Raw genomic sequence first — 25,703 nt, forward strand, 5'->3', positions numbered from 1 at the left:
AATTAAAGCCGTCCCTGCCCTTTCAGCCATTCGCGTACGAGGAACAGCGCACTGACATTACGCGCTTCGTGAAAATCAGGGTCTTCCAGCAGGTCCATCAAATGCGCCAGCGGCCAGCGCACCTGCGGTAATGGCTCAGGTTCATCACCCTCCAGCGATTCAGGATATAAGTCCTCTGCCACCACGATGTTCATCTTGCTGGAGAAATAAGATGGCGCCATGCTGAGTTTCTTTAAAAACGTCAGATCTTTTGCGCCAAACCCCACCTCTTCTTTCAGCTCCCGATTCGCCGCCTCAAACACGCTTTCGCCAGGATCGATTAATCCCTTGGAAAAACCCAGTTCGTAGGACTCGGTACCGACCGCGTATTCGCGAATAAGGATGAGATGGTCGTCAACAATCGGCACAATCATTACCGCTTCACGCGTGGATGGACGCATACGTTCATAAACGCGGCGTACGCCATTGCTGAACTCAAGGTCCACGCTTTCGACCTTAAACAGCCGGGATTGGGCGATGGTTTCCACTTTCAAAATCGTGGGTTTCTGTAATGATTTGCTCATTGTGAGGATCTTTGCTGTGAAATCTGGGGTTATTGTGCGATATACCGCACGGTTTCGGCAATGTGAATTGCCGTTTATTTACATTTATGTAACGTACTAAAAGTTAATCCCTATTTCAAATTAAAAGTCAATAGGTTGAAATAACTCCAGGAATTTGCTGATATTCCATTTTTGGTGATTTTGCTATGATTCGCATTTACTGGGCTGTACTTAAAGATGCTCAAGTTCGACTCCACACTTGCCGATAGCCAACCACAGAATCACGAATATTGAACAGGGTGCGACTGACCACGCCTGACAGACTAAGTAAGATGGGGAAAGCATGAGCACCATTCTGATTTTTTTAGCTGCTTTGCTGGCCTGCTCATTGCTTGCAGGATGGCTACTCAAATCAAAATCCAGGCAGAAAAATTTACCCTTGAGCAGCGTCTTCTCAGACGCCTCGAAACGTAAACTCACACCTGAAGAACGCAGCGCAGTCGAAAACTATCTCGAAAGCCTTAGTCAAATTCAGCAAGTACCCGGTCCAACGGGAGCCAGTGCTGCGCCTGTCTCATTAACGTTGAATGCCCAAAGTAATAGCGTCATCGTGCTTACTCGTTCGATTACACGTTACGGCATTACCACCGACGATCCTAACAAATGGCGCTACTATCTTGATTCCGTTGAGGTACATCTTCCCCCTTTCTGGGAACAATACATCAACGACGAAAACAGCGTTGAGATAATCCACACCAATACGATACCGCTGGTTATCTCGTTGAACGGCCATACGCTGCAGGAATATATGCAGGAAGCGCGAGGATATGCGTTACAGCACACCGCTTCTACCCAGGCGTCCATTCGTGGTGAAGAAAGTGAGCAGATTGAACTGCTGAATATTCGCCAGGAAACCCATGAAGAATATGCGCTCAGCCGCCCTTCGGGATTGCGCGAGGCGTTGCTGATAACCGCATCATTCCTGCTGTTCTTTTTCTGTTTGGTTATCCCGAATACGTTTGTTCCGTGGGCAGTTGGTGGCGCGGTATTGCTGTTAGCTGCGGGTCTGTGGGGATTGTTCGCCCCGCCGTCTAAAAGCGCCCTGCGGGAAATTCATTGTCTGCGCGGTACGCCGCGTCGCTGGGGGTTATTTGGCGAAAACGACCAGGAACAAATTAATAATATCTCGCTGGGTATTATTGATCTGATCTACCCACCTCACTGGCAACCTTACATCGCCCAAGACCTTGGCCAGCAAACGGATATCGATATTTATCTCGATCGCCACGTTGCCCGCCAGGGGCGTTTTTTATCTCTGCACGATGAAGTGAAAAACTTCCCGTTACAGCACTGGCTGCGCAACGCCGTCATCGCAGGCGGCTCGTTACTGGTACTGCTGATGCTGCTGTTTTGGATCCCGCTGGATATGCCGATAAAGGTCACGCTCTCCTGGATGAAGGGCGCGCAAACTATCGAAGCCACCAGCGTTAAACAGCTCGAAAACGCGGGCGTTCGCGTGGGTGACACGCTACACCTGAGTGGTACGGGTATGTGTAACATTCATACCCAAGGAAGCTGGAATGCGCAGCCTGCCACGCCGTTTATGCCTTTCGATTGCTCGCAAATTATCTGGAATGACGCGCGCGCATTGCCGCTGCCTGAGTCTGACCTGGTGAACAAGGCTACCGCGCTCACACAGGCCGTGAGCCGTCAGCTGCATCCCAAACCTGACGATGACTCTCGCGTCAGCGCATCGCTACGCTCAGCAATCCAAAAGTCCGGCATGGTATTACTGGACGATTTTGGTGAGATTGTCCTGAAAACGGCCGATCTGTGTGCAGCCAAAGATGAATGTGTGCGCTTAAAAAATGCGCTGGTTAACCTCGGTAACAGTAAAGACTGGGCCGCGCTGGTGAAGCGAGCAAACGCAGGCAAACTGGATGGCGTGAACGTGCTGCTGCGTCCGGTAAGCGCAGAGTCACTGGATAATCTGGTGAATACCTCTACGGCGCCGTTTATTTCACGCGAGACTGCGCGAGCAGCCCAGGCGCTGAATAGCCCTGCCCCTGGCGGTTTCCTGATTATCAGCGATGAAGGCAGCGATCTGGTCGATCAGCCGTGGCCGACGACCTCGCTATATGACTATCCACCTCAGGAACAGTGGAACGCCTTCCAGCGCCTGGCGCAGATGCTAATGCAGACGCCGTTTCGCGCGGAAGGGATCGTCACCAATATTTCGACTGACGCCAATGGTACCCAGCACATTGGCCTGCACCGTATCCCGGATCGTTCAGGATTATGGCGCTACCTTGGCACGACGCTGCTGATGTTCTCCATGCTCGGATGCGCTATCTACAACAGCATACAGGCATTCAGACGCTACCAGCGTCACCGCACCCGCATCGCGGAAATTCAGAGCTACTATGAAAGTTGTCTGAATCCAACACTGATTGACAACCCGGAAAGCCTGATTCGATAACACGCTCGCGCGACAGGATATGCTACCCTGTCGCGCATCATGTTTTCTTCTGGGGAGTTTCCATGCAGATCAATATTGCCTGGCAGGATGTCGACACCGTGTTGTTAGATATGGACGGCACGCTGCTCGACCTGGCATTCGATAACTATTTCTGGCAAAAACTGGTGCCGGAAACCTATGGCGCGAAGCAGGGTATCTCTCCTCAGGAAGCTCAGGACTATATTCGTCAGCAGTATCATGCCGTGCAGCATACGCTAAACTGGTATTGCCTTGATTACTGGAGCGAGTGCCTGGATCTGGATATTTGCGCCATGACCACGGAACAGGGACCGCGCGCCGTTTTGCGCGAAGATACCGTACCGTTTCTTGATGCCTTAAAAGCCAGCGGCAAACGCCGTATTCTGCTCACCAACGCGCATCCGCATAATCTGGCGGTGAAGCTTGAGCATACCGGTCTGGCCTCACACCTTGATTTATTACTTTCCACCCACACATTTGGTTATCCCAAAGAGGATCAGCGGTTATGGCACGCTGTGGCTGAAGAAACGGGAATGAGTGCAGAGAAGACGTTGTTTATTGACGACAGCGAACCCATTCTCGACGCCGCTGCTCTGTACGGTATTCGTTACTGCCTCGGCGTGACCAATCCCGACTCCGGCATCGCCGAAAAACAGTACGCACGCCATCCGTCACTGAATGACTACCGCCGACTGATCCCCTCACTGATGTGAAGGAGACGCCATGAAAGAAAAGCCCTCTGCTGAAGTCAGGCTGGATAAATGGCTGTGGGCTGCACGCTTTTACAAAACGCGTGCGCTAGCCCGCGAAATGGTTGAAGGCGGTAAGGTGCACTACAACGGCCAGCGCAGTAAGCCAAGCAAGATTGTCGAGCTGAACGCCACCCTCACCCTTCGCCAGGGAAATGACGAACGAACAGTCATTATCAAGGCCATTACCGAGCAGCGTCGCCCGGCAACGGAAGCCGTTACGCTGTATGAAGAAACCGCGGAAAGCGTGGAAAAACGCGAAAAAATGGCGCTGGCGCGTAAACTTAACGCGTTAACCATGCCGCACCCGGACAGACGACCGGACAAGAAAGAGCGCCGCGACCTGTTACGATTTAAACACGGCGACAGCGAGTGACTGTCACCTGCAAGAGAGATGATTATGCCGCAACATGACCAATTACATCGTTATCTGTTTGAAAACTTTGCCGTGCGCGGCGAGCTGGTGACCGTTTCGGAAACCCTGCAACAGATCCTCGAAAATCATACTTACCCGCAGCCGGTCAAAAACGTACTGGCTGAGCTGCTGGTTGCCACCAGCCTGCTCACCGCCACGCTGAAATTTGCCGGTGATATCACTGTGCAGTTGCAGGGTGATGGTCCGCTGAGCCTGGCCGTCATCAACGGCAACAACAATCAGCAGATGCGCGGCGTGGCCCGCATGCAGGGTGATATTCCTGAAGATGCCGATCTGAAAACGCTGGTGGGCAACGGTTACCTGGTGATCACCATTACCCCGGAAGAAGGCGAGCGTTATCAAGGCGTGGTCGGTCTGGAAGGTGACACGCTGGCAGCGTGTCTGGAAGATTACTTCATGCGTTCTGAACAGCTGCCGACACGCCTGTTCATCCGCACTGGCGACGTTGATGGCAAACCCGCTGCTGGCGGAATGCTGCTGCAGGTAATGCCGGCGCAAAACGCGCAGGCAGATGATTTCGATCACCTGACCGCCCTGACCGAAACTATCAAAGCCGAAGAGCTGCTGACGCTGCCGGCCAACGAAGTGCTGTGGCGCCTGTACCACGAAGAAGAGGTTACTCTCTACGATCCGCAGGACGTTGAGTTCAAATGCACCTGTTCACGCGAACGCTGCGCAGGCGCACTGAAAACGTTGCCGGACGAAGAAGTGGACAGCATTCTGGCGGAAGAAGGCGAGATCGATATGCACTGCGATTACTGCGGTAGCCACTATCTGTTTAACGCCATGGATATTGCTGAGATCCGCAGCAATGCCTCCCCTGCCGATCCCCAGGTGCATTAATCACTGTCTTGCCTGATGGCACGGCGCTTATCAGGCCTACGGAAAATCTGTCGTAGGCCGGATAAGACGTTCGCGCTGCCATCCGGCAAAAACGATGTCGGCAACACACTCATTCGGTGTAATAAGTCATCGGCAGTCTTTTGCCATCAATAGTGATATCCCGCCAGATTCTGGGGGCTGAGCCCAGTTGCTGATTCGCTACCGCCTGCAGCAATTTATCCTTAGTGAATCCGTCAGGTAGCGTGGCAACAGCTAACAAATCCCATTTGTTTTTTTGCATGCCGAAGATCAGACTCTCCCCATCGCCAAAGGCATATAACACCTGCTCAGGATGACCATCCGCATTGAGGTCCTGACTCACCAGTACGCACGCATTCTGCTCAGCACAAGAGGTGATGCGATACCCCTGTGTTTTGACAAACGCCCAGAACGCATCGTCTGGCTTCTGGCTCCCCGGAGCAATCACAACCTTCGATACTAACTGTGTTGCGCTTAGCTCTTTAACCGGATCCCGGCGCCCTTGCAGCAGAGAATTCAAGTCGCGTCTGCGTTTACTGTCTTGATTAAACGCCACATCTTTTTGTAATGCTTCCAACGCTGCGCGCCCCGGTTTTCCGCTGTGATCCAACATATACAGGCTGACTTGATTCGGTTTAATTTTCCCGCTGTGATACAGCCCCATATGGCTGTTAACGCTGATGCGCCAGGCATCAATAACCGGTGATGACAGCAGAACCAACAGCCCCAACGCCAGCAACGAAACACCAAGAATGACCGGCCCCTGAAGCTCAAGCAGATTGCGCCCGCGGCGCAAAATGCTGGCCAGATAGCCAAACGACCATACCAGCAGCACCATGACCACCAGCACGCCATACAAACGCTCAGGCGTCCAACCGTACTGCTGTATTCGCACCCACAGTGACCAACCGGCAATCAGCATATAGATGGGCGCGACAATCAGAGAGCATTTGATCAGGTAGCGTAACGCGCCTGGATAGGGTAACGCCTCTTTTTGCGGTTCACGCACGATAGCCATCAACAGCAACAGGAGCAGCGTCAGCGTTGACATCAACCCAGCAGCAGACACGCGTTGCGAAATAGCCTCCAGCCCGGTGAAGGGTAAGGTCAGTATGAACATCAGCGCCAACAGCGCGACCAGAGGTAACAGACCGGTGGCGATAAACGTCAGTAATTTTTGTACCGCCGTGACCAGACGCGACTGTGTGCGGGCCAGTACTACTGCCAGTGCGGTAATCAGACCAAAGGCCACATAGCCAAACCAGTCGGTATCAAAGAAGAGCGTGCTGAAGAAGGGAATACCGACCAGCTTAAACATCTCGCTCCATAGCAGGAGCACCAGCCAGAACAAACCGTTGGCGACAAAGACAATCAGCAACGTCAACGCATTAAGCCACAATTGCCGATAAAAATGCGGGTAACGCGCCTGCTCACGAGAGACATGAAGCGAGTACTGAATCCAGGGCAAAGCAAGCATCGCCATCAGCAGTAAGCGCCAACCGTAGAACATAAAAACTTCATGTTGCCGCCACTTATCACTGTCCTCGACTTGCCACTTTAGCCAGACGCTCATCGCCAGCACCACAACAAAGATCAGCGCCATCCAGTACCACAGCGCGCGTTGTTTGAAAGAAACAACAGTAAGCAAAAGTGCCGAGGTGATCGCAATCGTCGCAGGCATGCCATAGAACAGCCAGCCGTCATTATGGGGCACCAGATATGTCATCAGCAGATAGCATAATGTCCCCTGCAACAGGCCGATGAATATCATGCCCCAACGCGTCGTACGTGAAATTTCAGCACTATCCATGTCAGTATCCAGAATGAAGGGAAAAGCTAATTATCGCATCAACTTCACAATTTTGAGCATTGATAGAGCGATTTCAGACCACGACGACGGGAAGTGAATCGATATTGTTTATGTATAACCCACATTCATTTCTTACGTGAATGCGATTACACTCACAAGATTCCCGCCAAAAACACTCTCCATTAACGTTTTAAGAACATTTTCCACAACAAAAAAGGGTTTCCTGCCATAATATCTGCCTCTTTGTGACAGGAGTCGCAGCGCATTCGGTCGCCCGTGATTTTCCCGGATGCGTAAATCTATGAGCCTTGTCGCGGTTAACAATCCCTAAAAAACCTTACTATTCCAGGTAATACATATTGGCTAAGGAGCAGTGAAATGCGTGTGAACAACAGTTTAACCCCGCAAGATCTCAAGGCTTATGGTATCAATGACGTTCAGGATATCGTTTACAATCCAGACTACGACACGCTTTTCCAGGAAGAACTTGATCCAAACCTGGAAGGTTATGAACGTGGCGTGTTAACGAATCTGGGCGCCGTTGCCGTTGATACCGGTATCTTTACCGGACGTTCGCCAAAGGATAAGTACATTGTCCGTGACGACACCACGCGCGACACGCTGTGGTGGTCCGACAAAGGTAAAGGTAAGAACGACAACAAACCGCTCTCCCCGGAAACCTGGCAGCATCTGAAAGGATTAGTCACCCAGCAACTTTCCGGCAAGCGCCTGTTTATCATTGATGCTTTCTGCGGCGCTAACGCCGATACCCGTCTTTCCGTGCGCTTCATTACCGAAGTTGCCTGGCAGGCGCATTTTGTCAAAAACATGTTCATCCGCCCAAGCGACGAAGAGCTGGTTGATTTCAAACCTGATTTCATCGTGATGAACGGCGCTAAATGCACCAACCCGCAGTGGAAAGAGCAGGGTCTGAACTCAGAAAACTTCGTGGCTTTCAACCTGACTGAGCGTATCCAGTTGATTGGCGGTACCTGGTACGGCGGCGAAATGAAGAAAGGTATGTTCTCCGTAATGAACTACCTGCTGCCGCTGAAAGGCATTGCCTCCATGCACTGCTCGGCAAACGTTGGGGAAAAAGGCGATGTGGCAGTCTTCTTTGGCCTGTCCGGCACCGGTAAAACCACGCTGTCCACCGACCCGAAACGTCGCCTGATTGGCGATGACGAACACGGCTGGGATGACGACGGCGTGTTTAACTTCGAAGGCGGTTGCTATGCGAAGACCATCAAACTGTCTAAAGATGCTGAGCCGGAAATCTACAACGCGATCCGTCGTGACGCGCTGCTGGAAAACGTCACCGTGCGCGAAGATGGTTCCATCGATTTCGATGATGGTTCAAAAACTGAGAACACCCGCGTTTCCTACCCGATTTATCACATCGATAATATCGTTAAGCCGGTGTCAAAAGCGGGCCATGCTACCAAAGTAATCTTCCTGACCGCCGACGCATTTGGCGTGCTGCCGCCGGTTTCTCGCCTGACCGCAGACCAAACACAGTACCACTTCCTGTCTGGCTTCACCGCCAAACTGGCCGGTACCGAACGCGGCGTCACCGAACCGACCCCAACCTTCTCAGCCTGCTTCGGCGCAGCATTCCTGTCTCTGCACCCAACGCAGTACGCAGAAGTGCTGGTGAAACGTATGCAGGCGGCAGGTGCGCAGGCGTATCTGGTTAACACCGGCTGGAACGGTACCGGCAAGCGTATCTCTATCAAAGATACCCGTGCGATTATCGACGCCATCCTGAACGGTTCGCTGGATGACGCGGAAACGTTCCGTCTGCCAATGTTTGACCTGGCTATCCCGACCGAGCTGCCGGGTGTGGACACTCGCATTCTCGATCCGCGTAATACCTACGCATCTCCGGAGCAGTGGCAGGAAAAAGCCAATGCACTGGCGAAACTGTTTATCGAGAACTTCGAGAAATATACCGACACCCCTGCAGGTGAAGCGCTGGTTAGCGCCGGACCGAAGCTGTAATATTTGATTCGTTATATAGCCCCTTATCCAAGAGGATAAGGGGTTTTTTATTGTGTCTATCTTTTAAAATGTACTCCGTACACCTATAATCTGTACTATCAACCCCATGCGCAGGACGCGCTATGTTCACATTTATTGAGCTACAAGGATTTAGTAAACGCCGTCCGTTACTTTTGCCTGACGATGAGTTTCGCGCCTTTCAAGAGACGCTTATAGAGAACCCTGAGGCTGGAGATACTATCGCTGGTACAGGTGGATTCAGAAAAATTCGCTGGAGCCGCTCTGGTATGGGCAAACGCAGCGGTATTAGGGTTATTTATTACAACGTGACGCGCAAAGGTCGAATCTATCTCGCTTTGCTCTATCCTAAAAATGAACAGGATGATTTAACCGAAGAGCAAAAAAGAGTTTTAATGCACTTATCCAATATGCTGATTTAATCATGGGAATTTTAATCATCAGGACACCGCTATCCGGTGTGGTGAGGCCAAAATGAAAGACGAATTATTTGCCGATTTGCTGGCCAGTGCAGAAGAAATGGTGCGTATAGAGAAAGGTGAAGAAACACCTAAGCCTGAACATGTACATACCTTTAGCGAAATTGATGTTAAAGCCATCCGCGAAGCAACAGGGTTACGCCAACAGGATTTTGCCATCGCCGTTGGCGTGAGTTATGACCTGGTTAAAAGCTGGGAAACGAAACGACGCCAGCCCACAGGGGCACCCAGAAAACTGCTTTTATTAATTCAAAGAAATCCTTTTATAATTAATCAATTAAAAGCAATTTAAGTCCGTTATTTTACGGCCTATCCCGCAAACAAAAAGGGAGGCATTTCGCCTTAATGCCAGTCAGTTAGCGCCTCAGTTTCAGTAAACTGGCGGAGGTAAAGAACATGCTATCCCGGAGATAGAGTTCCGTTCACCTCATGCTCATTGTTTCTCTGAAACACGGATTCCCGTGAACGTGTAAAGGGCGTTTTCCGCCACGCCCTTTACAATCCCGGCTCCCGGCGGGAAAATTGTTGCTACGCAATACCCTCCGCTTATTCCTCCAGGCTTCCGGGCCGGGCGCGAGGAAGCGTCCCTGCAAAGCGCGCCCTGCGCCAGCATCCATGCTGGCTCTCCCGGCCTTACGGAAACACGTCGGCAATTTTCAGCCGGACCAGCCACGCCTGACCACCTGAGCTTTTACTTGAATACCTGTGAACAGCAAAACGGATATAGCTGAAAGCCAGAGCGCTGAAGCGACACCCTGGTCCGGCTGAAAATCGATGAGGCGTTGACGGCTGACCGGGACTGCCCGCAGGGATGCGGGCAGAGGGGATGGCCTGCATGGATGCAGGCTCGGCCCCGACCCGACAGGCAGACGGCATAAGACGAATAACTCGCGCAGCGACGATTTTCCCGCCGGGAGCCTGGGTTGCAAGGGAGGCGGCGGTGAGCCTTCCTTGCACGTTCACGGGCATCAGCGCTTCAGAGAAATGACATCGCTGAGGTGAACGGAACCCTGAGCAAGAATCACATGTTCACCATACATGCTTAACTGACGAGCATTAAGGCATTTCGCCTCTCTTTGTTATGCGTCTTTCGTGTTGCCCGGCGCGCGAGTGAAGGGAACCGGAAGCCATGCACGAATCGACAACCCACCGCGTTCACTGGTACCAATCTCCAGCATACCGTTATGGTTATCAATAATACGCTGCACAATCGCCAGTCCCAGGCCCGTACCGCTGGTACTGCGCGCGCTGTCACCGCGGACAAACGGCTGGAACAGGTGCTTACGCTGCTCCGGCTTGATGCCCGGACCATCATCTTCTACCTGGAACCAGGCGCGATGCTGCTCCATTCCGCTACTAACCTTAATCCAGCCGTTGCCGTAGCGGGCGGCGTTAACCACCATATTGGCAACCGCACGCTTGATCGACAGCGGGTGCATCTTCACCTGAATGCTGCCCGGCAGCAGCGCAGTTTCGATTTCACGTTCGTAGCCGCTTTCTGCCGCCACCACTTCACCCAGCACCGAGTTCAGATCTGCCATCTCCATTGGCATCTCCTGACCGGTACGCAGGTAATCGATGAACTGCTCGATGATGGCGTTACACTCTTCGATGTCCTTATTGATGGACTCCGCAAGATAACCGTCCTCTTCGCCCATCATTTCCGTCGCCAGACGAATACGCGTCAGCGGGGTACGTAAATCGTGGCTCACGCCCGCCATTAACAGCGTACGGTCATCGGCCAGCTGCTTCACGCCCGCGGCCATATGGTTAAAGGCTCGGGTTACGGAGCGCACCTCTGAAGCGCCATACTCACGCAACGGCGGCGGAATGATACCTTTCCCCACCTGCAGCGCCGCATGTTCAAGATCCACCAATGGCCGGTTCTGGATACGGATAAACAGCCACGCCCCACCGATAGCCAGCAGCATAATCGCTAGCGTATAGCGGAACAGCGGCGAGAAGTCACCCTGATGAATTTCTGTAAGCGGCACGCGTACCCAGATATTGGGCGACAGCCAGGTTTTCAGCCACACGACCGGCGAGCTTTTGTTTACCTCAACGCGGACTTCCGTTGGGCCACCCAGCTGCTGCGCCATCTGATGGCTTAAGAATTCATAGTGTTGCGCCCAACGCAGTCCGGCCTCTTCAGCGGCCTCGTTGGAATAGAGAGAAATACCCAGCTCACGATAAATTTCCCGGCGGAATGCGGGCGGCACCACCAGTTGCGTACCGTCCTCCAGCTGCAGTTTATCGGTCATCAGCATACGAACTTCGTACGCCAGGACCTTATTAAACTGCTGGAGGCTCGGCGGAATCGCGAAGTTCAGCACTACCAGGTATGTCGTCACCAGGCTGGCAAACAGCAAGGTGACGATGAGCAATAACGTGCGGGCAAACGAACTTCGTGGTGAGAAGCGCATTCGCCTCATGCTTTAGAACCGTCCGGAACAAAGACATAGCCCAGACCCCATACGGTCTGAATGTAGCGTGGATGAGCCGGATCTTCTTCCACCATGCGGCGCAGACGGGAGATCTGGACGTCGATAGAACGTTCCATCGCGGAATATTCACGACCACGGGCGAGGTTCATCAGCTTGTCGCGGGACAGCGGCTCGCGCGGGTGGCTTACCAGCGCTTTCAGTACCGCAAATTCCCCGCTGGTGAGCGGCATCGGCTCATCTTCGCGGAACATTTCACGCGTACCGAAGTTCAGTTTGAACTTACCAAAAGCGATAACCGCTTCTTCCTGAGAAGGTGCGCCCGGCAGTTCATTCGCCTGACGACGCAGGACTGCACGAATACGTGCCAGCAGCTCACGCGGGTTAAACGGTTTCGGGATGTAATCGTCGGCACCGATTTCCAGCCCTACGATACGGTCAACTTCTTCACCCTTCGCTGTGACCATAATGATCGGCATCGGGTTGCTCTGGCTGCGCAGGCGACGGCAAATAGACAGGCCATCTTCTCCCGGCAGCATTAAATCCAGCACCATCAGGTGAAAGGACTCACGGGTCAGCAGACGATCCATCTGCTCAGCGTTTGCGACGCTTCGAACCTGGAAGCCCTGCTCGGTCAGATAACGCTCCAGAAGCGCACGCAAGCGCATGTCGTCATCGACCACCAGAATCTTATAGTTCTCTTGCATTGTTATTACTCCCAAAGGTTCGCAACAATTAAGTGTATATTCTTAAGAAAGCTAACGTGAGTCACCAGCGAATTCTGGTATGAATTCCAGGCTAAATTGTTACAAAGCATATTAAACAGCAGCTTAAGTATACAATGTTTCTCGCAATACATTATTTATTCTGTTGATATGCTCACGTAATACTAATTGTGCGCATCATCACAGAGTCGAAGGTAAAACAATAAGATGAAAACGCCCCTGATAACCCGTGAAGGGTATGAAAAACTTAAACAAGAGCTGAATTATCTCTGGCGTGAAGAGCGCCCAGAAGTCACCAAAAAAGTTACCTGGGCCGCAAGTCTGGGTGACCGCAGCGAAAATGCCGACTACCAGTATAATAAAAAGCGCCTGCGTGAGATCGACCGCCGCGTCCGTTATTTGACCAAGTGCATGGAGAATCTAAAAATCGTCGATTACTCCCCACAGCAGGAAGGCAAAGTCTTCTTTGGCGCATGGGTTGAGATTGAAAATGACGATGGCGACATCCGCAAATTCCGTATTGTTGGCTACGATGAGATCTTCGGTCGTAAGGATTACATCTCAATCGACTCACCAATGGCGCGGGCGCTATTGAAAAAAGAGGTCGGCGATCTCGCAGTAGTAAACACCCCAGGTGGCGAAGCCAGCTGGTACGTGAATGAGATTGAATACGTGAAGTGAGACCGGAACAATCCGAAGCCCCGGCAGATGGCTGGCATTTTTGCCAGTCAATCCGTATAACTATCCCCTGATTTTTTATCCTATAGACGAAGCTATCCATGATGAATGATTCTTTCTGCCGCATTATCGCAGGTGAAATTCAGGCTCGTGCTGAACAGGTAGAAGCTGCCGTTCGCCTGCTTGACGAAGGGAACACCGTGCCGTTTATCGCACGATATCGTAAGGAAATCACCGGCGGTCTGGACGATACGCAACTGCGTAATCTGGAAACCCGTCTGGGATATCTGCGTGAACTGGAAGACCGCCGTCAGGCAATCCTGAAATCTATCGGCGAGCAAGGCAAACTGACCGACGATCTGGCGAAAGCGATCAACGGCACGTTAAGTAAGACCGAACTCGAAGACCTCTATCTGCCGTACAAACCTAAGCGCCGCACCCGTGGGCAGATCGCCATTGAGGCCGGACTGGAGCCGCTGGCAGACCTGTTGTGGAACGAACCGTCTCACGACCCGGAAACGGAAGCCGCAAAATATCTCAACGCCGAAAACGGCGTGGCGGATACCAAAGCCGCCCTCGACGGCGCGCGCTACATTCTAATGGAGCGCTTCGCTGAAGATGCTGCTCTGCTGGCGAAAGTACGTGATTATTTGTGGAAAAACGCCCACCTGGTCGCCACCGTGGTAAGCGGTAAAGAAGAGGAAGGCGCTAAGTTCCGCGACTACTTTGATCACCACGAACCGATTTCTACCGTGCCATCCCACCGTGCGCTGGCCATGTTCCGTGGCCGTAACGAAGGCGTGTTGCAACTTTCACTGAATGCCGATCCGCAATTCGATGAGCCACCAAAAGAGAGCCATGGCGAGCAGATTATCCGGGATCACCTGGGACTACGCCTGAACAATGCCCCAGCAGACAGCTGGCGTAAAGGCGTGGTTAGCTGGACCTGGCGCATCAAGGTGCTGATGCACCTCGAAACGGAGCTGATGGGTACCGTGCGCGAACGTGCGGAAGATGAAGCTATCAACGTCTTTGCCCGTAACCTGCATGACCTGCTTATGGCCGCTCCGGCCGGGCTGCGCGCCACCATGGGCCTCGATCCAGGTCTGCGTACCGGTGTAAAAGTGGCAGTGGTTGACGGTACCGGCAAGCTGGTCGCGACCGACACCATTTATCCGCATACCGGTCAGGCCGCCAAAGCCGCCGTTGCCGTTGCGGCGCTGTGTGAAAAACACAACGTTGAACTGGTGGCGATTGGTAACGGTACGGCGTCGCGCGAAACCGAGCGTTTCTTCCTCGACGTGCAAAAGCAGTTCCCGCAAGTGACCGCGCAGAAAGTGATCGTCAGTGAAGCCGGCGCGTCGGTTTACTCCGCATCCGAACTGGCGGCGCTGGAGTTCCCGGACCTCGACGTATCTCTGCGTGGCGCGGTGTCTATCGCCCGTCGTCTGCAGGATCCGCTGGCTGAGCTGGTGAAAATCGATCCGAAATCTATCGGCGTGGGCCAGTATCAGCACGACGTAAGCCAGACTCAGTTGGCGCGTAAGCTGGATGCGGTGGTGGAAGACTGCGTGAACGCCGTCGGCGTCGATCTGAATACCGCCTCCGTACCGCTGCTGACCCGTGTTGCTGGTCTGACGCGCATGATGGCGCAGAATATCGTTGCCTGGCGCGATGAGAACGGTCAATTCCAGAACCGTCAGCAACTGTTAAAAGTCAGCCGTCTTGGGCCTAAAGCCTTTGAACAGTGCGCGGGCTTCCTGCGTATCAACCACGGCGATAACCCGCTGGATGCCTCAACCGTTCACCCGGAAGCTTATCCGGTTGTGGAACGCATTCTGGCCGCCACCGAGCAATCGTTGCGTGACCTGATGGGTAACAGCAGCGAACTGCGTAATCTGAAAGCCGCTGATTTTACCGACGAACGCTTCGGGGTGCCGACCGTCACCGACATCATCAAAGAGCTGGAAAAACCGGGCCGCGATCCGCGTCCTGAATTTAAAACCGCGCAGTTTGCCGATGGTGTAGAAACCATGAACGATCTGCTGCCGGGAATGATTCTGGAAGGGGCAGTCACCAACGTCACCAACTTCGGCGCGTTTGTTGATATCGGCGTTCATCAGGATGGTCTGGTGCATATCTCTTCGCTGTCGAATAAGTTCGTCGAAGATCCGCACACCGTGGTGAAAGCAGGCGACATTGTGAAGGTGAAAGTGCTGGAAGTGGACCTGCAACGTAAGCGTATCGCGCTGACCATGCGTCTGGACGAGCAGCCGGGTGAAACCAATGCGCGTCGCGGCGGCGGGAATAACGATCGCGCTCAGGGTAATCGCCCGACGCCAAAAGCCGCGAAACCGCGTGGCCGTGACGCACAGCCTGCGGGCAACAGCGCGATGATGGATGCGCTGGCTGCGGCAATGGGTAAAAAACGCTAAGTTTAAACCGTGTGCCGGATGGTGGTGTAAACGCCCTGTCCGGCCAGGTTATCACAATTAATTTGTAGGCCGGATAAGGCGCATGAACGTCGTCATCCGGCATATTTAATCTATGCCCCGCGTTGCACCACAATATATTTATCACTTCATTAACAGATGAAACCTTAATTAAACATTAAGATCCCCAATAATTACTTCCGCGAATCACTCGTTTCCAACCAGAATAAATATTGAGGAATATCAAAATTGGCTCAAATTATTATCTAATTGTACATTCCGTCACACTTATTCTATTGATGATAGAAACCATTCTCATTATCATTGATTTGTTGATTATTTACTCTTTCCTTACGTTGGCTAATCATCTGGTCTCATGCCGCCCTGTCGCCCCATGAGGTTATCATCCAGTTAGCGAGATATAAGTAGGTCCCTATGCAATTCACTCCTGACAGTGCGTGGAAAATTACCGGTTTTGCCCGTGAAATCAGCCCGGCTTATCGTCAGAAACTGTTGTCACTTGGCATGCTACCCGGCTCATCCTTCAACGTGGTACGCGTCGCCCCGCTCGGCGATCCTATCCATATCGAAACGCGTCGCGTAAGTCTGGTATTGCGTAAGAAGGATCTGGCGTTATTAGAAGTGGAAGCGGTTTCCTGTTAATACAGTGAGTCTATAAAAATGAAAAAACTAACCATTGGTTTAATTGGTAATCCTAATTCCGGCAAGACAACTTTATTCAACCAGCTCACCGGCGCGCGCCAGCGTGTAGGCAACTGGGCTGGCGTTACCGTTGAGCGTAAAGAAGGCCATTTCGCCACGACGGACCACCAGGTCACGCTGGTCGATTTACCCGGCACCTATTCTCTGACGACAATCTCATCGCAAACCTCTCTCGATGAGCAGATTGCCTGCCACTATATTTTAAGCGGCGACGCGGATCTCTTGATCAACGTGGTCGATGCTTCAAACCTTGAACGCAACCTCTACCTGACGTTGCAACTGCTTGAGCTGGGTATTCCCTGTATCGTCGCACTGAACATGCTGGATATTGCTGAGAAACAGCAAATCCGTATCGATATCGACGCCCTCTCCGCTCGTCTTGGCTGTCCGGTGGTTCCACTGGTATCCACCCGCGCCCGCGGCATTGAAGCACTGAAGCTGGCGATCGATCGCTACAAAGAAAACGACACCGTTGAGCTGGTCCATTATGCCCAGCCGCTGCTGCAAGAAGCTGATTCCCTCGCCGACGCAATGGCCAAAGATATGCCGCTTAAACAGCGCCGCTGGCTGGGCCTACAGATGCTCGAAGGCGATATCTACAGCCGTGCTTACGCCGGTGATGCAGCACAAAACCTTGATGCCGCTGTTGCTCGCCTGAGCGAGACAATGGACGACCCGGCGCTACATATTGCCGATGCACGTTACCAGTGCATTGCCGCTATCTGCGATACCGTCAGTAATACCCTGACGGCAGAGCCGAGCCGTTTCACCACCGCGGTAGATAAAATTATCCTCAACCGCTTCCTCGGTCTGCCGATTTTCCTGTTCGTGATGTACCTGATGTTCCTGCTTGCCATCAACATTGGCGGCGCGCTGCAGCCGTTGTTTGATGTTGGCTCCGTGGCACTCTTTATCCATGGTATTCAGTGGATTGGCTATACGCTGCATTTCCCGGACTGGCTGACCATCTTCCTGGCCCAGGGCCTTGGCGGCGGGATTAACACCGTGCTGCCGCTGGTACCGCAAATCGGCATGATGTATCTGTTCCTCTCCTTCCTTGAAGACTCCGGCTACATGGCGCGCGCCGCATTTGTGATGGACCGTCTGATGCAGGCGCTGGGACTTCCGGGCAAATCGTTCGTCCCGCTGATCGTCGGCTTTGGCTGTAACGTACCGTCAGTGATGGGCGCACGTACGCTGGATGCCCCGCGTGAGCGTCTGATGACCATCATGATGGCGCCGTTTATGTCCTGTGGTGCACGTCTGGCGATTTTCGCCGTCTTTGCCGCCGCGTTCTTTGGTCAGAACGGCGCGCTGGCGGTCTTCTCGCTGTACGTACTGGGTATCGTCATGGCGGTGTTGACCGGCCTGATGCTCAAACACACCATCATGCGTGGCGAAGCAACGCCGTTCGTGATGGAGCTGCCGGTATATCACGTACCGCACATTAAGAGTCTGATCATTCAAACCTGGCAACGTCTGAAAGGCTTCGTTCTGCGTGCAGGTAAAGTCATCATCATCGTCAGCATTTTCCTCAGTGCCTTTAACAGCTTCTCACTGAGCGGGAAAATCGTCGACAACATCAACGACTCAGCTCTGGCTTCCGTGAGCCGCGTCATTACCCCAGTCTTCAAACCGATTGGTGTTCACGAAGATAACTGGCAGGCAACCGTAGGTCTGTTCACCGGCGCGATGGCGAAAGAAGTGGTTGTCGGTACGCTGAACACGCTCTATACCGCAGAAAACATTCAGGAAGAAGAGTTCAACCCGGCAGATTTCCACCTCGGTGATGAGTTGCTCAGCGCGGTAGATGAAACCTGGCAAAGCCTGAAAGACACTTTCAGCCTGAGCGTGCTGGCTAACCCTATCGAAGCCAGCAAGGGCGACGGTGAAATGGCTACCGGTGCAATGGGCGTGATGGGCGAGAAATTTGGCAGCTCCGCCGCCGCGTACAGCTACCTGATCTTTGTTCTGCTGTATGTACCGTGCATTTCAGTGATGGGCGCTATCGCACGTGAATCCAGCCGTGGCTGGATGAGCTTCTCGATTCTGTGGGGCCTGAATATCGCCTACTCTCTGTCGACGCTGTTTTATCAGACGGTCAGCTACAAAGAGCATCCGACCTACAGCCTGGTGTGCATTTTAGCGGTCATCCTGTTTAACATCGTGTTGCTGGGCCTGCTGCGCCGAGCTCGCAGCCGCGTGGACCTCGCACTGCTGGCAACCAACAGGACGGCGAGTTCCTGCTGTTCCAGCACGACTGGCGATTGCCACTAAGGTTATCGACAATGGCATCGCTTATTCAGGTTCGTGATTTACTGGCTTTGCGGGGGCGCATGGAGGCTACACAAATTAGCCACACGCTGCATACCCCGCAGCCCATGATTGACGCCATGCTGAATCAGTTAGAAAAGATGGGCAAAGCGGTGCGGATTCAGGAAGATGCCGACGGGTGTCTTTCCGGAAGCTGCAAAAGTTGCCCAGAAGGTAAAGCCTGCCTGCGCGAGTGGTGGGCTTTACGCTAATCAGATGCTCTTTGCCGGATGGCGCTACGCTTATCCGGCCTACAAATGATGCAAACGTCCCGGCCGGATAGCGCGTTTACGCTGATATCCGGCTTTTTTGCGTAATGGATTCCACACAGATTTCATTACTTCAGCAAAAAAGATCTATCTTCCAGCTAGCCACGCATCATTATTAATCCGTGGATGATTACTGGTAACCTGGGAAGTAGAGTCTCGTCATCTTTTTTCTCAGGTATAGCACCGCGTTTCCACTGATCGATATCACCGTTGTGCCCGATGACAAGATTATGCAGCATCGCCGGATGGCGCTGTTGGAGCTCATCCAAAAGCATATTCGTAAACGCGATTTGATGGGGCTGGTAGAAAAACTGGCCATCCTGCTTGTTAAAGGACACGCTAATGACAACCAGTTGAAAGCCTTGTTTAATTATTTAATGCAGGCCAGTAACACCACACATTTTGGCGAGTTTCTTCATGAAGTCGCCGAGCGTTTACCCCAACATAAGGACAAGTTGATGACTATCGCCGAAAGATTACGACAGGAAGGGCACCTAAATGGTCTTCAGGAAGGCCATAGGAAAGGGTTGCAAGAAGGGTTACAAACGGGTCTGCAACAAGGCAAACGAGAGGAAGCATTACGTATTGCATCAACCATGCAGGCTGATGGTATAGACCCACTAACCATCTTCAGAATTACTGGCCTGACCGCTGAGGATCTGGCTACGCGCAGCCATTAATCTCAGGCCCGGCGAGCATGGCACCACCGGGCAACACATCAAATTTATAGTTTCTGTTTTAACGCCACAAGCGCTGCACAGAATTCGTCGGGATGCGAGATAAACGGCGCATGCGCCGCTTTGGCAAACACCAAAGACTCGCTCTGCGGCCACAGTGCATCCAGCATTGGGACGACTTTGCGCGGCACCAGCCCGTCAAGATAGCCGTACAACCGCAGGAAAGGCATTTCCACCGCGCACAGCGGTTCTCGCAGATCGACCGTTTTCAGGATCTCCAGTCCACCATTGAGCACCTCGACGTCCGGCATGGGTAAAGCCAGTACCGTTTTCTTCAGCGCTCGCGCATCCTGACGCGCAGTTTCTGTGCCCATCGTTTGCAATGCCAGAAAACGCTCCACCGTACGCTGGAAATCTTCGCTCAGCTGCTGCTGGAAGCCTGCCAGCACCTCTGGCTTGATTCCCGGCCACTCATCCCGCGCGCTAAAGCAAGGAGAAGACGCGACGGTCACCAGCGCCTGAACACGCTCAGGATGCGTTAACGCCACCTGACTCGCGACCAGCCCGCCCAGACTCCAGCCGAGCCAGATAGCTTTCTCCGGTGCCTGTTTCAATACCCGCTCAGCCATCTCTTCCAGTGACATTGCACCGAAACCCTGGCTACGACCAAATCCCGGTAAGTCGACAAGATGCAGCGTAAAATGCGAGCTCAGTTCCTCGCTTATGCAATGCCACACTTGCGCATTCAGTCCCCATCCGTGCAGCAGCACAAGATGGCAATTTCCCGAACCCTGGGTCTGCCACCAGATGTCATTCATCAGTTATTGTTCTCTTTTAGCCTGAAAGGATGCATCTATGCTAACAGTACCGGGATTGTGCTGGCTATGCCGAATGCCCCTGACGTTAGGGCATTGGGGGATCTGCTCAGTCTGTACGCGGGCAACGCGTCAACACGCCAGCCTGTGCCCTCAATGTGGACTACCTGCCGCTCATACCGTCATTCCCTGTGGGCGCTGCCTGCAAAAACCGCCGCCGTGGCAGCGGCTGGTTACCGTCAGCGACTATGTTCCGCCGTTGAGCGGGCTTATCCACCAGCTCAAGTTTTCAAGATGCAGCGAAACAGCCTCAGCTCTTTCACGTTTGCTGTTGCTGGAGGTACTACAGGCCCGGCGCGCCAGCGGCCTTCTTCTACCGGACAGGCTGGTCAGCGTCCCGCTCTGGCAACGCCGACACTGGCGCAGGGGGTTTAATCAGAGCGATTTACTGTGCCGTCCGCTGGCACGCTGGCTGGGTTGCGACTGGGACAGCCGGACCATCTCGCGGGTTCGGGCAACCGCCACACAGCACCATCTCAGCGCCCGATTACGTAAACGTAACCTGAAAAATGCCTTTCGCCTTGAATTGCCGGTGCAGGGACTCCATATGGTTATTGTGGATGATGTCGTCACTACCGGAAGTACCGTCGCGGAAATCGCGCAGCTGCTTTTACGCAACGGCGCGGCGACTGTCCAGGTATGGTGCCTGTGTCGAACCTTGTAGAGCCTCGATGATGGGCGTATTATAACCAAGTAAAATAGTCAACTATTAGGCCATTACTATGATCCATATTTCCGATGCTGCACAAGCGCACTTTGCCAAACTGCTGGCAAATCAGGAAGAAGGGACACAAATCCGCGTATTTGTGATTAATCCCGGCACGCCTAACGCTGAATGCGGCGTTTCTTATTGTCCGCCGGACGCCGTGGAAGCAACCGACACCGCCATTAAATTTGACCTGCTGACCGCATATGTTGATGAACTGAGCGCACCGTATCTGGAAGATGCAGAAATCGATTTCGTTACCGACCAGTTAGGCTCCCAGCTGACCCTGAAAGCACCAAACGCCAAAATGCGTAAAGTTGCCGATGATGCGCCGCTGATGGAACGCGTGGAGTACATGCTGCAATCGCAGATCAACCCGCAGTTGGCTGGCCACGGTGGTCGTGTCTCTCTGATGGAAATCACCGATGAAGGCTACGCCATTCTGCAGTTTGGCGGCGGCTGTAACGGCTGTTCAATGGTAGATGTAACGCTGAAAGAAGGTATCGAGAAGCAGCTGCTGGCTGAATTCCCTGAACTGAAAGGCGTTCGCGATTTAACCGAACACCAGCGCGGCGAGCACTCTTACTACTAACGCCCGAACCTGTAGAGTATCCGTAGGCCCGATAAGACGCCCCGCGTCGCTATCGGGCATTAATGCCGGGTGGTAGCGTAATCGCGGTCTCCGGCTTACACCCCAACATTTCTTCGCATTTATCCTGCAACAATCCCCCGCATAATTTGACCAGCTTCTCATATTTTAAATTTTGCCTGTCCAGGTGATTTTCAAGCGTAGCATGTTACCCGTATCATTCGTGTCAGCACCTAACACACACATAATAGCCAGTTAAACTGATTAGTTTTGAAGGCAACCAGCATTGGTGCTGAGAATACTCTGTTCCCGGTCGGGACAATCGGAATTTGTCATCTAAACACTGACGTTACCCATAACAAAGTAAAGGCCAGGTAAATCATGCCATTAGTCATCGTTGCTATCGGTGTAATCTTGTTACTCCTCCTGATGATCCGTTTCAAAATGAACGGCTTCATCGCTCTCGTCCTGGTGGCGCTTGCTGTCGGATTGATGCAAGGGATGCCACTGGATAAAGTCATCGGTTCGATTAAAGCCGGCGTCGGCGGAACCCTTGGCAGCCTCGCCCTGATTATGGGTTTTGGCGCCATGCTGGGCAAAATGCTGGCGGACTGCGGCGGCGCACAGCGCATCGCAACCACGCTGATTGCTAAATTCGGCAAAAAACACATTCAGTGGGCGGTGGTATTAACCGGCTTCACCGTCGGTTTTGCCCTGTTCTACGAAGTCGGCTTCGTGCTGATGCTGCCGCTGGTATTCACCATTGCTGCCGCTGCTAACATCCCGCTGCTGTACGTTGGTGTGCCGATGGCGGCTGCGCTGTCCGTTACTCACGGCTTCCTGCCACCGCACCCGGGTCCAACCGCTATTGCCACCATTTTCCACGCAGATATGGGTAAAACTCTGCTGTTTGGTACGATTCTGGCAATCCCGACCGTTATTCTCGCCGGTCCGGTATACGCGCGTTTCCTGAAAGGCATCGATAAGCCAATCCCGGAAGGTCTGTACAGCGCAAAAACCTTCACTGAAGAAGAGATGCCAGGCTTTGGCGTCAGCGTCTGGACCTCTCTGGTCCCGGTTATCCTGATGGCAATGCGCGCCGTGGCGGAGATGATTCTGCCGAAAGGTCATGCTTTCCTGACGGTTGCTGAATTCCTCGGTGACCCGGTCATGGCAACGCTGATTGCGGTGCTGATTGCGATGTTCACTTTTGGTCTGAACCGCGGACGTTCGATGGATCAGATTAACGACACGCTGGTGTCCTCAATCAAAATCATCGCGATGATGCTGTTGATCATCGGTGGTGGCGGTGCCTTCAAACAGGTTCTGGTTGATAGCGGCGTAGACAAATACATCGCTTCAATGATGCACGGCTCTAACGTTTCTCCGCTGCTGATGGCATGGTCTATCGCTGCAGTACTGCGTATCGCACTGGGTTCCGCAACCGTTGCAGCGATTACTGCAGGTGGGATTGTGGCACCGCTGATTGCAACGACCGGCGTAAGCCCTGAGCTGATGGTTATTGCGGTTGGTTCCGGTTCCGTCATCTTCTCCCACGTGAACGATCCTGGGTTCTGGCTGTTCAAGGAGTACTTCAACCTGACCATCGGTGAAACCATCAAGTCATGGTCAATGTTGGAAACCATTATCTCCGTCTGCGGTCTGGTAGGGTGTCTGCTGCTGGGTATGGTGGTCTGATAAAACTGAGCCTGATGGCGCTACGCTTATCAGGCCTACGTGCTACGAGCCATCACCATAAAAAAGCCGGGGAAATCCCCGGCTTTCTTACTTCTTCTTCGCGGCCGCTTTTCGCCGCTTATCCAAATCCTTAATCAGCTTATTCACGCCCTCATCGGCAAACATCTGCTCCAGCGTGGCGGTGAGCTTACGCCGCCAGTTTTTGTACTGGTCGCTGGTCCCCGGAATGTTGACCGGCTCAGCCATATCCAGCCAGTCTTCCGGTTGCAGGCCCAGTAGCGCACTGTTGCTGTCAGCGATGTAGCGTTGCATGCCGCGATTCAGAATCGGCGTCATCGACATCAGGGACGCCTTGTGACCGGCACGTTTTGGCAGGCAGCCGTATTTGTGCAGCGCGTCCAGCAGCCCTTGTTTCGCCAGTTCCCGGTCCTGATACAACCCGCGCAGCACGACTTCATCCGGATACAGGCCCAGTGCTTTACCTAGCGTCAGATCGCCGCTATCCCAATAACCTTTAAGCGTAGGAAGGTCATGCGTCGCCGCGACTGCCATTGATTGTTCCGGGTACGCTTTCGGCGCACGGAAGTTTTTCTCATGGTCATTCTCAAAATAAAGCACTTTGTAGGAGTAGACGCCACTGTCACGCAGCTTGCTGACGATCTCCACCGGCACGGTACCCAGATCTTCACCAATCACCATGCAGTGGTGACGTTTACTTTCCAGCGCCAGAATTGAAAGCAAATCATCGACCGGATAATGCACGTAGGCACCGTGATCGGCAGTTTCACCGTAAGGGATCCACCACAGACGCAGCATCGACATGACATGGTCGATACGCAACGCGCCGCAATTCTGCATATTGGCGCGCAGCAGTTCGATAAACGGTTCGTAGGCGCGTGCCGTGATGATGTGCGGATCCATCGGCGGCAGTCCCCAGTTTTGCCCAAGCGGACCGAGAATATCCGGCGGCGCGCCAACTGAAGCTTTCAGGCAATACAACTCGCGGTCACACCAGGTTTCCGCCCCGCCTTCGGCCACGCCAACGGCCAGGTCGCGATACAGCCCTATCGGCATTGCAAAGCCCTGGCTGGTTTTCCAGCAGTCAGCAAACTGGGTATACGCCAGCCACTGCAACCACAGGTAGAAATCTACGTCATCACGATGTTCTTCGCAGAAGCGTTTTACCTCTGGCGAGTCCACTGACTGGAAAACTTCTGGCCACACCGGCCAGCCCCAGCGCAATGCGTCCTCTTTCACCTGATGCGCATGCAGCGCATCAAAGGCCGCCTGCCAGTAGAGGCTATCCCCTTCCTGAGCCACAAACTGGCGAAATGCCGCCATCTGCTCATCATCACGCGCAGAGAAGCTTTTCCACGCCATACGTAGCGCCGTCATCTTCAGTGCGGTAACGGCAGAATAATCAACCCACTCGGCATCGCGCGCGCGTTGCAAAGCTTGCTGCGTCGCAGGTTTCTGCCACCAGGCCTGTGCCTCTTTACTCAGGTGGAAATCATCGACTGCGTTAACATCAATATAAATAACGTTCAGCCAACGACGTGACGACGGACTATACGGGCTGGCACTCTCCGGATTCGCCGGATACAGCGCGTGAATCGGATTAAGCCCGATAAACGCGCCGCCGCGTTGCGCCACATCCACCAGCATGGTGCGGAGATCGCCGAAGTCGCCAATCCCCCAGTTATTTTCCGATCGCAGGGTGTAGAGCTGTACACATGCGCCCCACAGCTTCTGCCCGGCTAACAACGCCTGCGGTTCATAGCAGCGCTTTGGTGCCACGATGATACGACAATGGGAACGCAGCTCGCCCTGGGTCAGGGTCAACGTGTGATACCCCTCCGGCAGCTTCGCCGGAAGGTTAAAAGATTTACCGCCGACGGCATGCCCTTTGTGCTGCACGCCCTCTTCGGTGGTCAGCAGCCAGTTAAACTCTCCGCTTCCCTCAACCGCCAGCGGCATTTTCTTGCCAGCGGTATAGACCATGACATTCGGCACCGGGGTTACCGCCACCTGAGTGGCAGCGGTGGTGCGATGCATGGCGTCAAGCAAACGCCGTTTGGTTTCGGCGCCAATAGACTGCGGTTTACCGTGGGCATTAATGTAATTGGGGCTGATCCCCGCCGCCAGCGCGGCATTATCCAGACGTTTGCTTTCCATCGCGATTCC

The 25,703-nt window shown here is 53.3% G+C and carries 21 protein-coding genes and 1 pseudogene; 16 read left to right on the top strand and 6 right to left on the bottom strand.

Annotated features, from left to right (window positions below):
• Positions 1 to 2 precede the first annotated feature (2 nt).
• Positions 3 to 563: an ADP compounds hydrolase NudE gene (gene nudE / locus OGX90_RS16525; RefSeq protein WP_048236942.1), complete on the bottom strand. Its 561-nt coding sequence runs from the start codon at positions 561 to 563 to the stop codon at positions 3 to 5.
• Between the two features lie 322 nt (positions 564 to 885).
• On the opposite strand from nudE, the gene igaA reads away from it, so the two are divergent.
• The 4 genes from igaA to hslO all read left to right on the top strand — a co-directional run bounded on the left by igaA (position 886) and on the right by hslO (position 5,067).
• Positions 886 to 3,021 carry an intracellular growth attenuator protein IgaA gene (gene igaA, locus OGX90_RS16530; protein WP_032945218.1) on the top strand — a complete coding sequence of 712 codons (2,136 nt, stop codon included), beginning with the start codon at positions 886 to 888 and terminating at the stop codon, positions 3,019 to 3,021.
• A 62-nt stretch (positions 3,022 to 3,083) separates the two neighbouring features.
• On the top strand, positions 3,084 to 3,752 hold the full coding sequence (yrfG, locus tag OGX90_RS16535; protein WP_016157638.1) for a GMP/IMP nucleotidase: 669 nt from the start codon (positions 3,084 to 3,086) through the stop codon (positions 3,750 to 3,752).
• A gap of 10 nt (positions 3,753 to 3,762) precedes the next feature.
• Complete coding sequence (gene hslR, locus OGX90_RS16540; RefSeq protein WP_003837900.1) at positions 3,763 to 4,164, top strand: ribosome-associated heat shock protein Hsp15; 402 nt, start codon at positions 3,763 to 3,765, stop codon at positions 4,162 to 4,164.
• A gap of 24 nt (positions 4,165 to 4,188) precedes the next feature.
• Positions 4,189 to 5,067 (top strand): Hsp33 family molecular chaperone HslO, encoded by an 879-nt coding sequence (hslO, locus tag OGX90_RS16545; RefSeq protein WP_003023531.1) that lies wholly within the window; start codon positions 4,189 to 4,191, stop codon positions 5,065 to 5,067.
• A gap of 109 nt (positions 5,068 to 5,176) precedes the next feature.
• Here hslO and OGX90_RS16550 read toward each other — a convergent pair whose 3' ends face one another.
• On the bottom strand, positions 5,177 to 6,895 hold the full coding sequence (locus OGX90_RS16550) for a DUF4153 domain-containing protein (RefSeq protein WP_286624322.1): 1,719 nt from the start codon (positions 6,893 to 6,895) through the stop codon (positions 5,177 to 5,179).
• 378 nt (positions 6,896 to 7,273) lie between these two features.
• Between OGX90_RS16550 and pckA the strand changes: the two genes are divergently transcribed.
• The 3 genes from pckA to nadS all read left to right on the top strand — a co-directional run bounded on the left by pckA (position 7,274) and on the right by nadS (position 9,685).
• Positions 7,274 to 8,896, top strand: coding sequence for a phosphoenolpyruvate carboxykinase (ATP) (pckA, locus tag OGX90_RS16555; protein ID WP_003023529.1), 1,623 nt, complete (start codon positions 7,274 to 7,276; stop codon positions 8,894 to 8,896).
• A gap of 122 nt (positions 8,897 to 9,018) precedes the next feature.
• The gene (locus tag OGX90_RS16560) at positions 9,019 to 9,336 is read left to right on the top strand and encodes a type II toxin-antitoxin system RelE/ParE family toxin (protein ID WP_047408175.1); all 318 of its coding nucleotides are present in this window, start codon (positions 9,019 to 9,021) and stop codon (positions 9,334 to 9,336) included.
• Positions 9,337 to 9,388: 52 nt separating this feature from the next.
• Positions 9,389 to 9,685: a NadS family protein gene (nadS, locus tag OGX90_RS16565; protein ID WP_048236945.1), complete on the top strand. Its 297-nt coding sequence runs from the start codon at positions 9,389 to 9,391 to the stop codon at positions 9,683 to 9,685.
• Between the two features lie 787 nt (positions 9,686 to 10,472).
• On the opposite strand, the gene envZ is transcribed toward nadS, so the two are convergent.
• Both envZ and ompR read right to left on the bottom strand, forming a co-directional pair.
• Positions 10,473 to 11,825 carry a two-component system sensor histidine kinase EnvZ gene (gene envZ, locus OGX90_RS16570; protein ID WP_286624324.1) on the bottom strand — a complete coding sequence of 451 codons (1,353 nt, stop codon included), beginning with the start codon at positions 11,823 to 11,825 and terminating at the stop codon, positions 10,473 to 10,475.
• Complete coding sequence (gene ompR / locus OGX90_RS16575; protein ID WP_128551692.1) at positions 11,822 to 12,541, bottom strand: osmolarity response regulator transcription factor OmpR; 720 nt, start codon at positions 12,539 to 12,541, stop codon at positions 11,822 to 11,824. The genes envZ and ompR overlap by 4 nt, the downstream gene beginning before the upstream one ends.
• Positions 12,542 to 12,766: 225 nt before the next feature.
• Here ompR and greB point away from each other — a divergent pair, with 225 nt between their 5' ends.
• The 6 genes and pseudogenes from greB to OGX90_RS16605 form a co-directional block, all read left to right on the top strand.
• Positions 12,767 to 13,240 carry a transcription elongation factor GreB gene (gene greB / locus OGX90_RS16580; RefSeq protein WP_003023524.1) on the top strand — a complete coding sequence of 158 codons (474 nt, stop codon included), beginning with the start codon at positions 12,767 to 12,769 and terminating at the stop codon, positions 13,238 to 13,240.
• Between the two features lie 98 nt (positions 13,241 to 13,338).
• Positions 13,339 to 15,672, top strand: coding sequence for a Tex family protein (locus tag OGX90_RS16585; protein WP_057067157.1), 2,334 nt, complete (start codon positions 13,339 to 13,341; stop codon positions 15,670 to 15,672).
• A gap of 432 nt (positions 15,673 to 16,104) precedes the next feature.
• On the top strand, positions 16,105 to 16,332 hold the full coding sequence (feoA, locus tag OGX90_RS16590) for a ferrous iron transporter A (protein WP_003023519.1): 228 nt from the start codon (positions 16,105 to 16,107) through the stop codon (positions 16,330 to 16,332).
• A gap of 18 nt (positions 16,333 to 16,350) precedes the next feature.
• Positions 16,351 to 18,669 carry a Fe(2+) transporter permease subunit FeoB gene (gene feoB / locus OGX90_RS16595; RefSeq protein WP_286624330.1) on the top strand — a complete coding sequence of 773 codons (2,319 nt, stop codon included), beginning with the start codon at positions 16,351 to 16,353 and terminating at the stop codon, positions 18,667 to 18,669.
• A gap of 11 nt (positions 18,670 to 18,680) precedes the next feature.
• Complete coding sequence (gene feoC / locus OGX90_RS16600; protein ID WP_003023516.1) at positions 18,681 to 18,917, top strand: [Fe-S]-dependent transcriptional repressor FeoC; 237 nt, start codon at positions 18,681 to 18,683, stop codon at positions 18,915 to 18,917.
• 233 nt (positions 18,918 to 19,150) lie between these two features.
• Positions 19,151 to 19,654: pseudogene (locus tag OGX90_RS16605) on the top strand (Rpn family recombination-promoting nuclease/putative transposase); the annotation flags it as partial.
• Between the two features lie 44 nt (positions 19,655 to 19,698).
• On the opposite strand, the gene bioH reads toward OGX90_RS16605, so the two are convergent.
• The gene (bioH, locus tag OGX90_RS16610) at positions 19,699 to 20,469 is read right to left on the bottom strand and encodes a pimeloyl-ACP methyl ester esterase BioH (protein WP_198802891.1); all 771 of its coding nucleotides are present in this window, start codon (positions 20,467 to 20,469) and stop codon (positions 19,699 to 19,701) included.
• A gap of 37 nt (positions 20,470 to 20,506) precedes the next feature.
• On the opposite strand from bioH, the gene gntX reads away from it, so the two are divergent.
• The 3 genes from gntX (at position 20,507) to gntT (ending at position 23,519) form a co-directional block, all read left to right on the top strand.
• A complete protein-coding gene (gntX, locus tag OGX90_RS16615; protein ID WP_234691884.1) occupies positions 20,507 to 21,190 on the top strand; it encodes a DNA utilization protein GntX in 684 nt (227 codons plus the stop codon).
• A 58-nt stretch (positions 21,191 to 21,248) separates the two neighbouring features.
• A complete protein-coding gene (gene nfuA, locus OGX90_RS16620; protein ID WP_003023509.1) occupies positions 21,249 to 21,824 on the top strand; it encodes a Fe-S biogenesis protein NfuA in 576 nt (191 codons plus the stop codon).
• Positions 21,825 to 22,202: 378 nt separating this feature from the next.
• Positions 22,203 to 23,519 (top strand): gluconate transporter, encoded by a 1,317-nt coding sequence (gntT, locus tag OGX90_RS16625; protein ID WP_003023507.1) that lies wholly within the window; start codon positions 22,203 to 22,205, stop codon positions 23,517 to 23,519.
• Between the two features lie 87 nt (positions 23,520 to 23,606).
• Here the strand turns inward: gntT and malQ are convergent, their stop codons facing one another.
• Positions 23,607 to 25,694, bottom strand: coding sequence for a 4-alpha-glucanotransferase (gene malQ / locus OGX90_RS16630; protein ID WP_234691885.1), 2,088 nt, complete (start codon positions 25,692 to 25,694; stop codon positions 23,607 to 23,609).
• Positions 25,695 to 25,703 lie beyond the last annotated feature (9 nt).

It is taken from the genome of Citrobacter sp. Cpo012 (genome assembly GCF_030333015.1).
Taxonomy (GTDB): Bacteria; Pseudomonadota; Gammaproteobacteria; order Enterobacterales; family Enterobacteriaceae; genus Citrobacter; species Citrobacter portucalensis.

Excerpts from the sequence above, each read along its gene's own strand:
- bioH (WP_198802891.1), bottom strand. The coding sequence starts at position 20,469 with ATGAATGACATCTGGTGGCAGACCCAGGGTTCGGGAAATTGCCATCTT.
- OGX90_RS16550 (WP_286624322.1), bottom strand. The coding sequence starts at position 6,895 with ATGGATAGTGCTGAAATTTCACGTACGACGCGTTGGGGCATGATATTC.
- feoA (WP_003023519.1), top strand. The coding sequence starts at position 16,105 with ATGCAATTCACTCCTGACAGTGCGTGGAAAATTACCGGTTTTGCCCGT.
- hslO (WP_003023531.1), top strand. The coding sequence starts at position 4,189 with ATGCCGCAACATGACCAATTACATCGTTATCTGTTTGAAAACTTTGCC.
- gntX (WP_234691884.1), top strand. The coding sequence starts at position 20,507 with ATGCTAACAGTACCGGGATTGTGCTGGCTATGCCGAATGCCCCTGACG.
- pckA (WP_003023529.1), top strand. The coding sequence starts at position 7,274 with ATGCGTGTGAACAACAGTTTAACCCCGCAAGATCTCAAGGCTTATGGT.
- malQ (WP_234691885.1), bottom strand. The coding sequence starts at position 25,694 with ATGGAAAGCAAACGTCTGGATAATGCCGCGCTGGCGGCGGGGATCAGC.
- ompR (WP_128551692.1), bottom strand. The coding sequence starts at position 12,541 with ATGCAAGAGAACTATAAGATTCTGGTGGTCGATGACGACATGCGCTTG.
- greB (WP_003023524.1), top strand. The coding sequence starts at position 12,767 with ATGAAAACGCCCCTGATAACCCGTGAAGGGTATGAAAAACTTAAACAA.
- envZ (WP_286624324.1), bottom strand. The coding sequence starts at position 11,825 with ATGAGGCGAATGCGCTTCTCACCACGAAGTTCGTTTGCCCGCACGTTA.
- feoB (WP_286624330.1), top strand. The coding sequence starts at position 16,351 with ATGAAAAAACTAACCATTGGTTTAATTGGTAATCCTAATTCCGGCAAG.
- nadS (WP_048236945.1), top strand. The coding sequence starts at position 9,389 with ATGAAAGACGAATTATTTGCCGATTTGCTGGCCAGTGCAGAAGAAATG.
- gntT (WP_003023507.1), top strand. The coding sequence starts at position 22,203 with ATGCCATTAGTCATCGTTGCTATCGGTGTAATCTTGTTACTCCTCCTG.
- OGX90_RS16585 (WP_057067157.1), top strand. The coding sequence starts at position 13,339 with ATGATGAATGATTCTTTCTGCCGCATTATCGCAGGTGAAATTCAGGCT.
- nfuA (WP_003023509.1), top strand. The coding sequence starts at position 21,249 with ATGATCCATATTTCCGATGCTGCACAAGCGCACTTTGCCAAACTGCTG.
- igaA (WP_032945218.1), top strand. The coding sequence starts at position 886 with ATGAGCACCATTCTGATTTTTTTAGCTGCTTTGCTGGCCTGCTCATTG.
- yrfG (WP_016157638.1), top strand. The coding sequence starts at position 3,084 with ATGCAGATCAATATTGCCTGGCAGGATGTCGACACCGTGTTGTTAGAT.
- nudE (WP_048236942.1), bottom strand. The coding sequence starts at position 563 with ATGAGCAAATCATTACAGAAACCCACGATTTTGAAAGTGGAAACCATC.
- OGX90_RS16560 (WP_047408175.1), top strand. The coding sequence starts at position 9,019 with ATGTTCACATTTATTGAGCTACAAGGATTTAGTAAACGCCGTCCGTTA.
- feoC (WP_003023516.1), top strand. The coding sequence starts at position 18,681 with ATGGCATCGCTTATTCAGGTTCGTGATTTACTGGCTTTGCGGGGGCGC.
- hslR (WP_003837900.1), top strand. The coding sequence starts at position 3,763 with ATGAAAGAAAAGCCCTCTGCTGAAGTCAGGCTGGATAAATGGCTGTGG.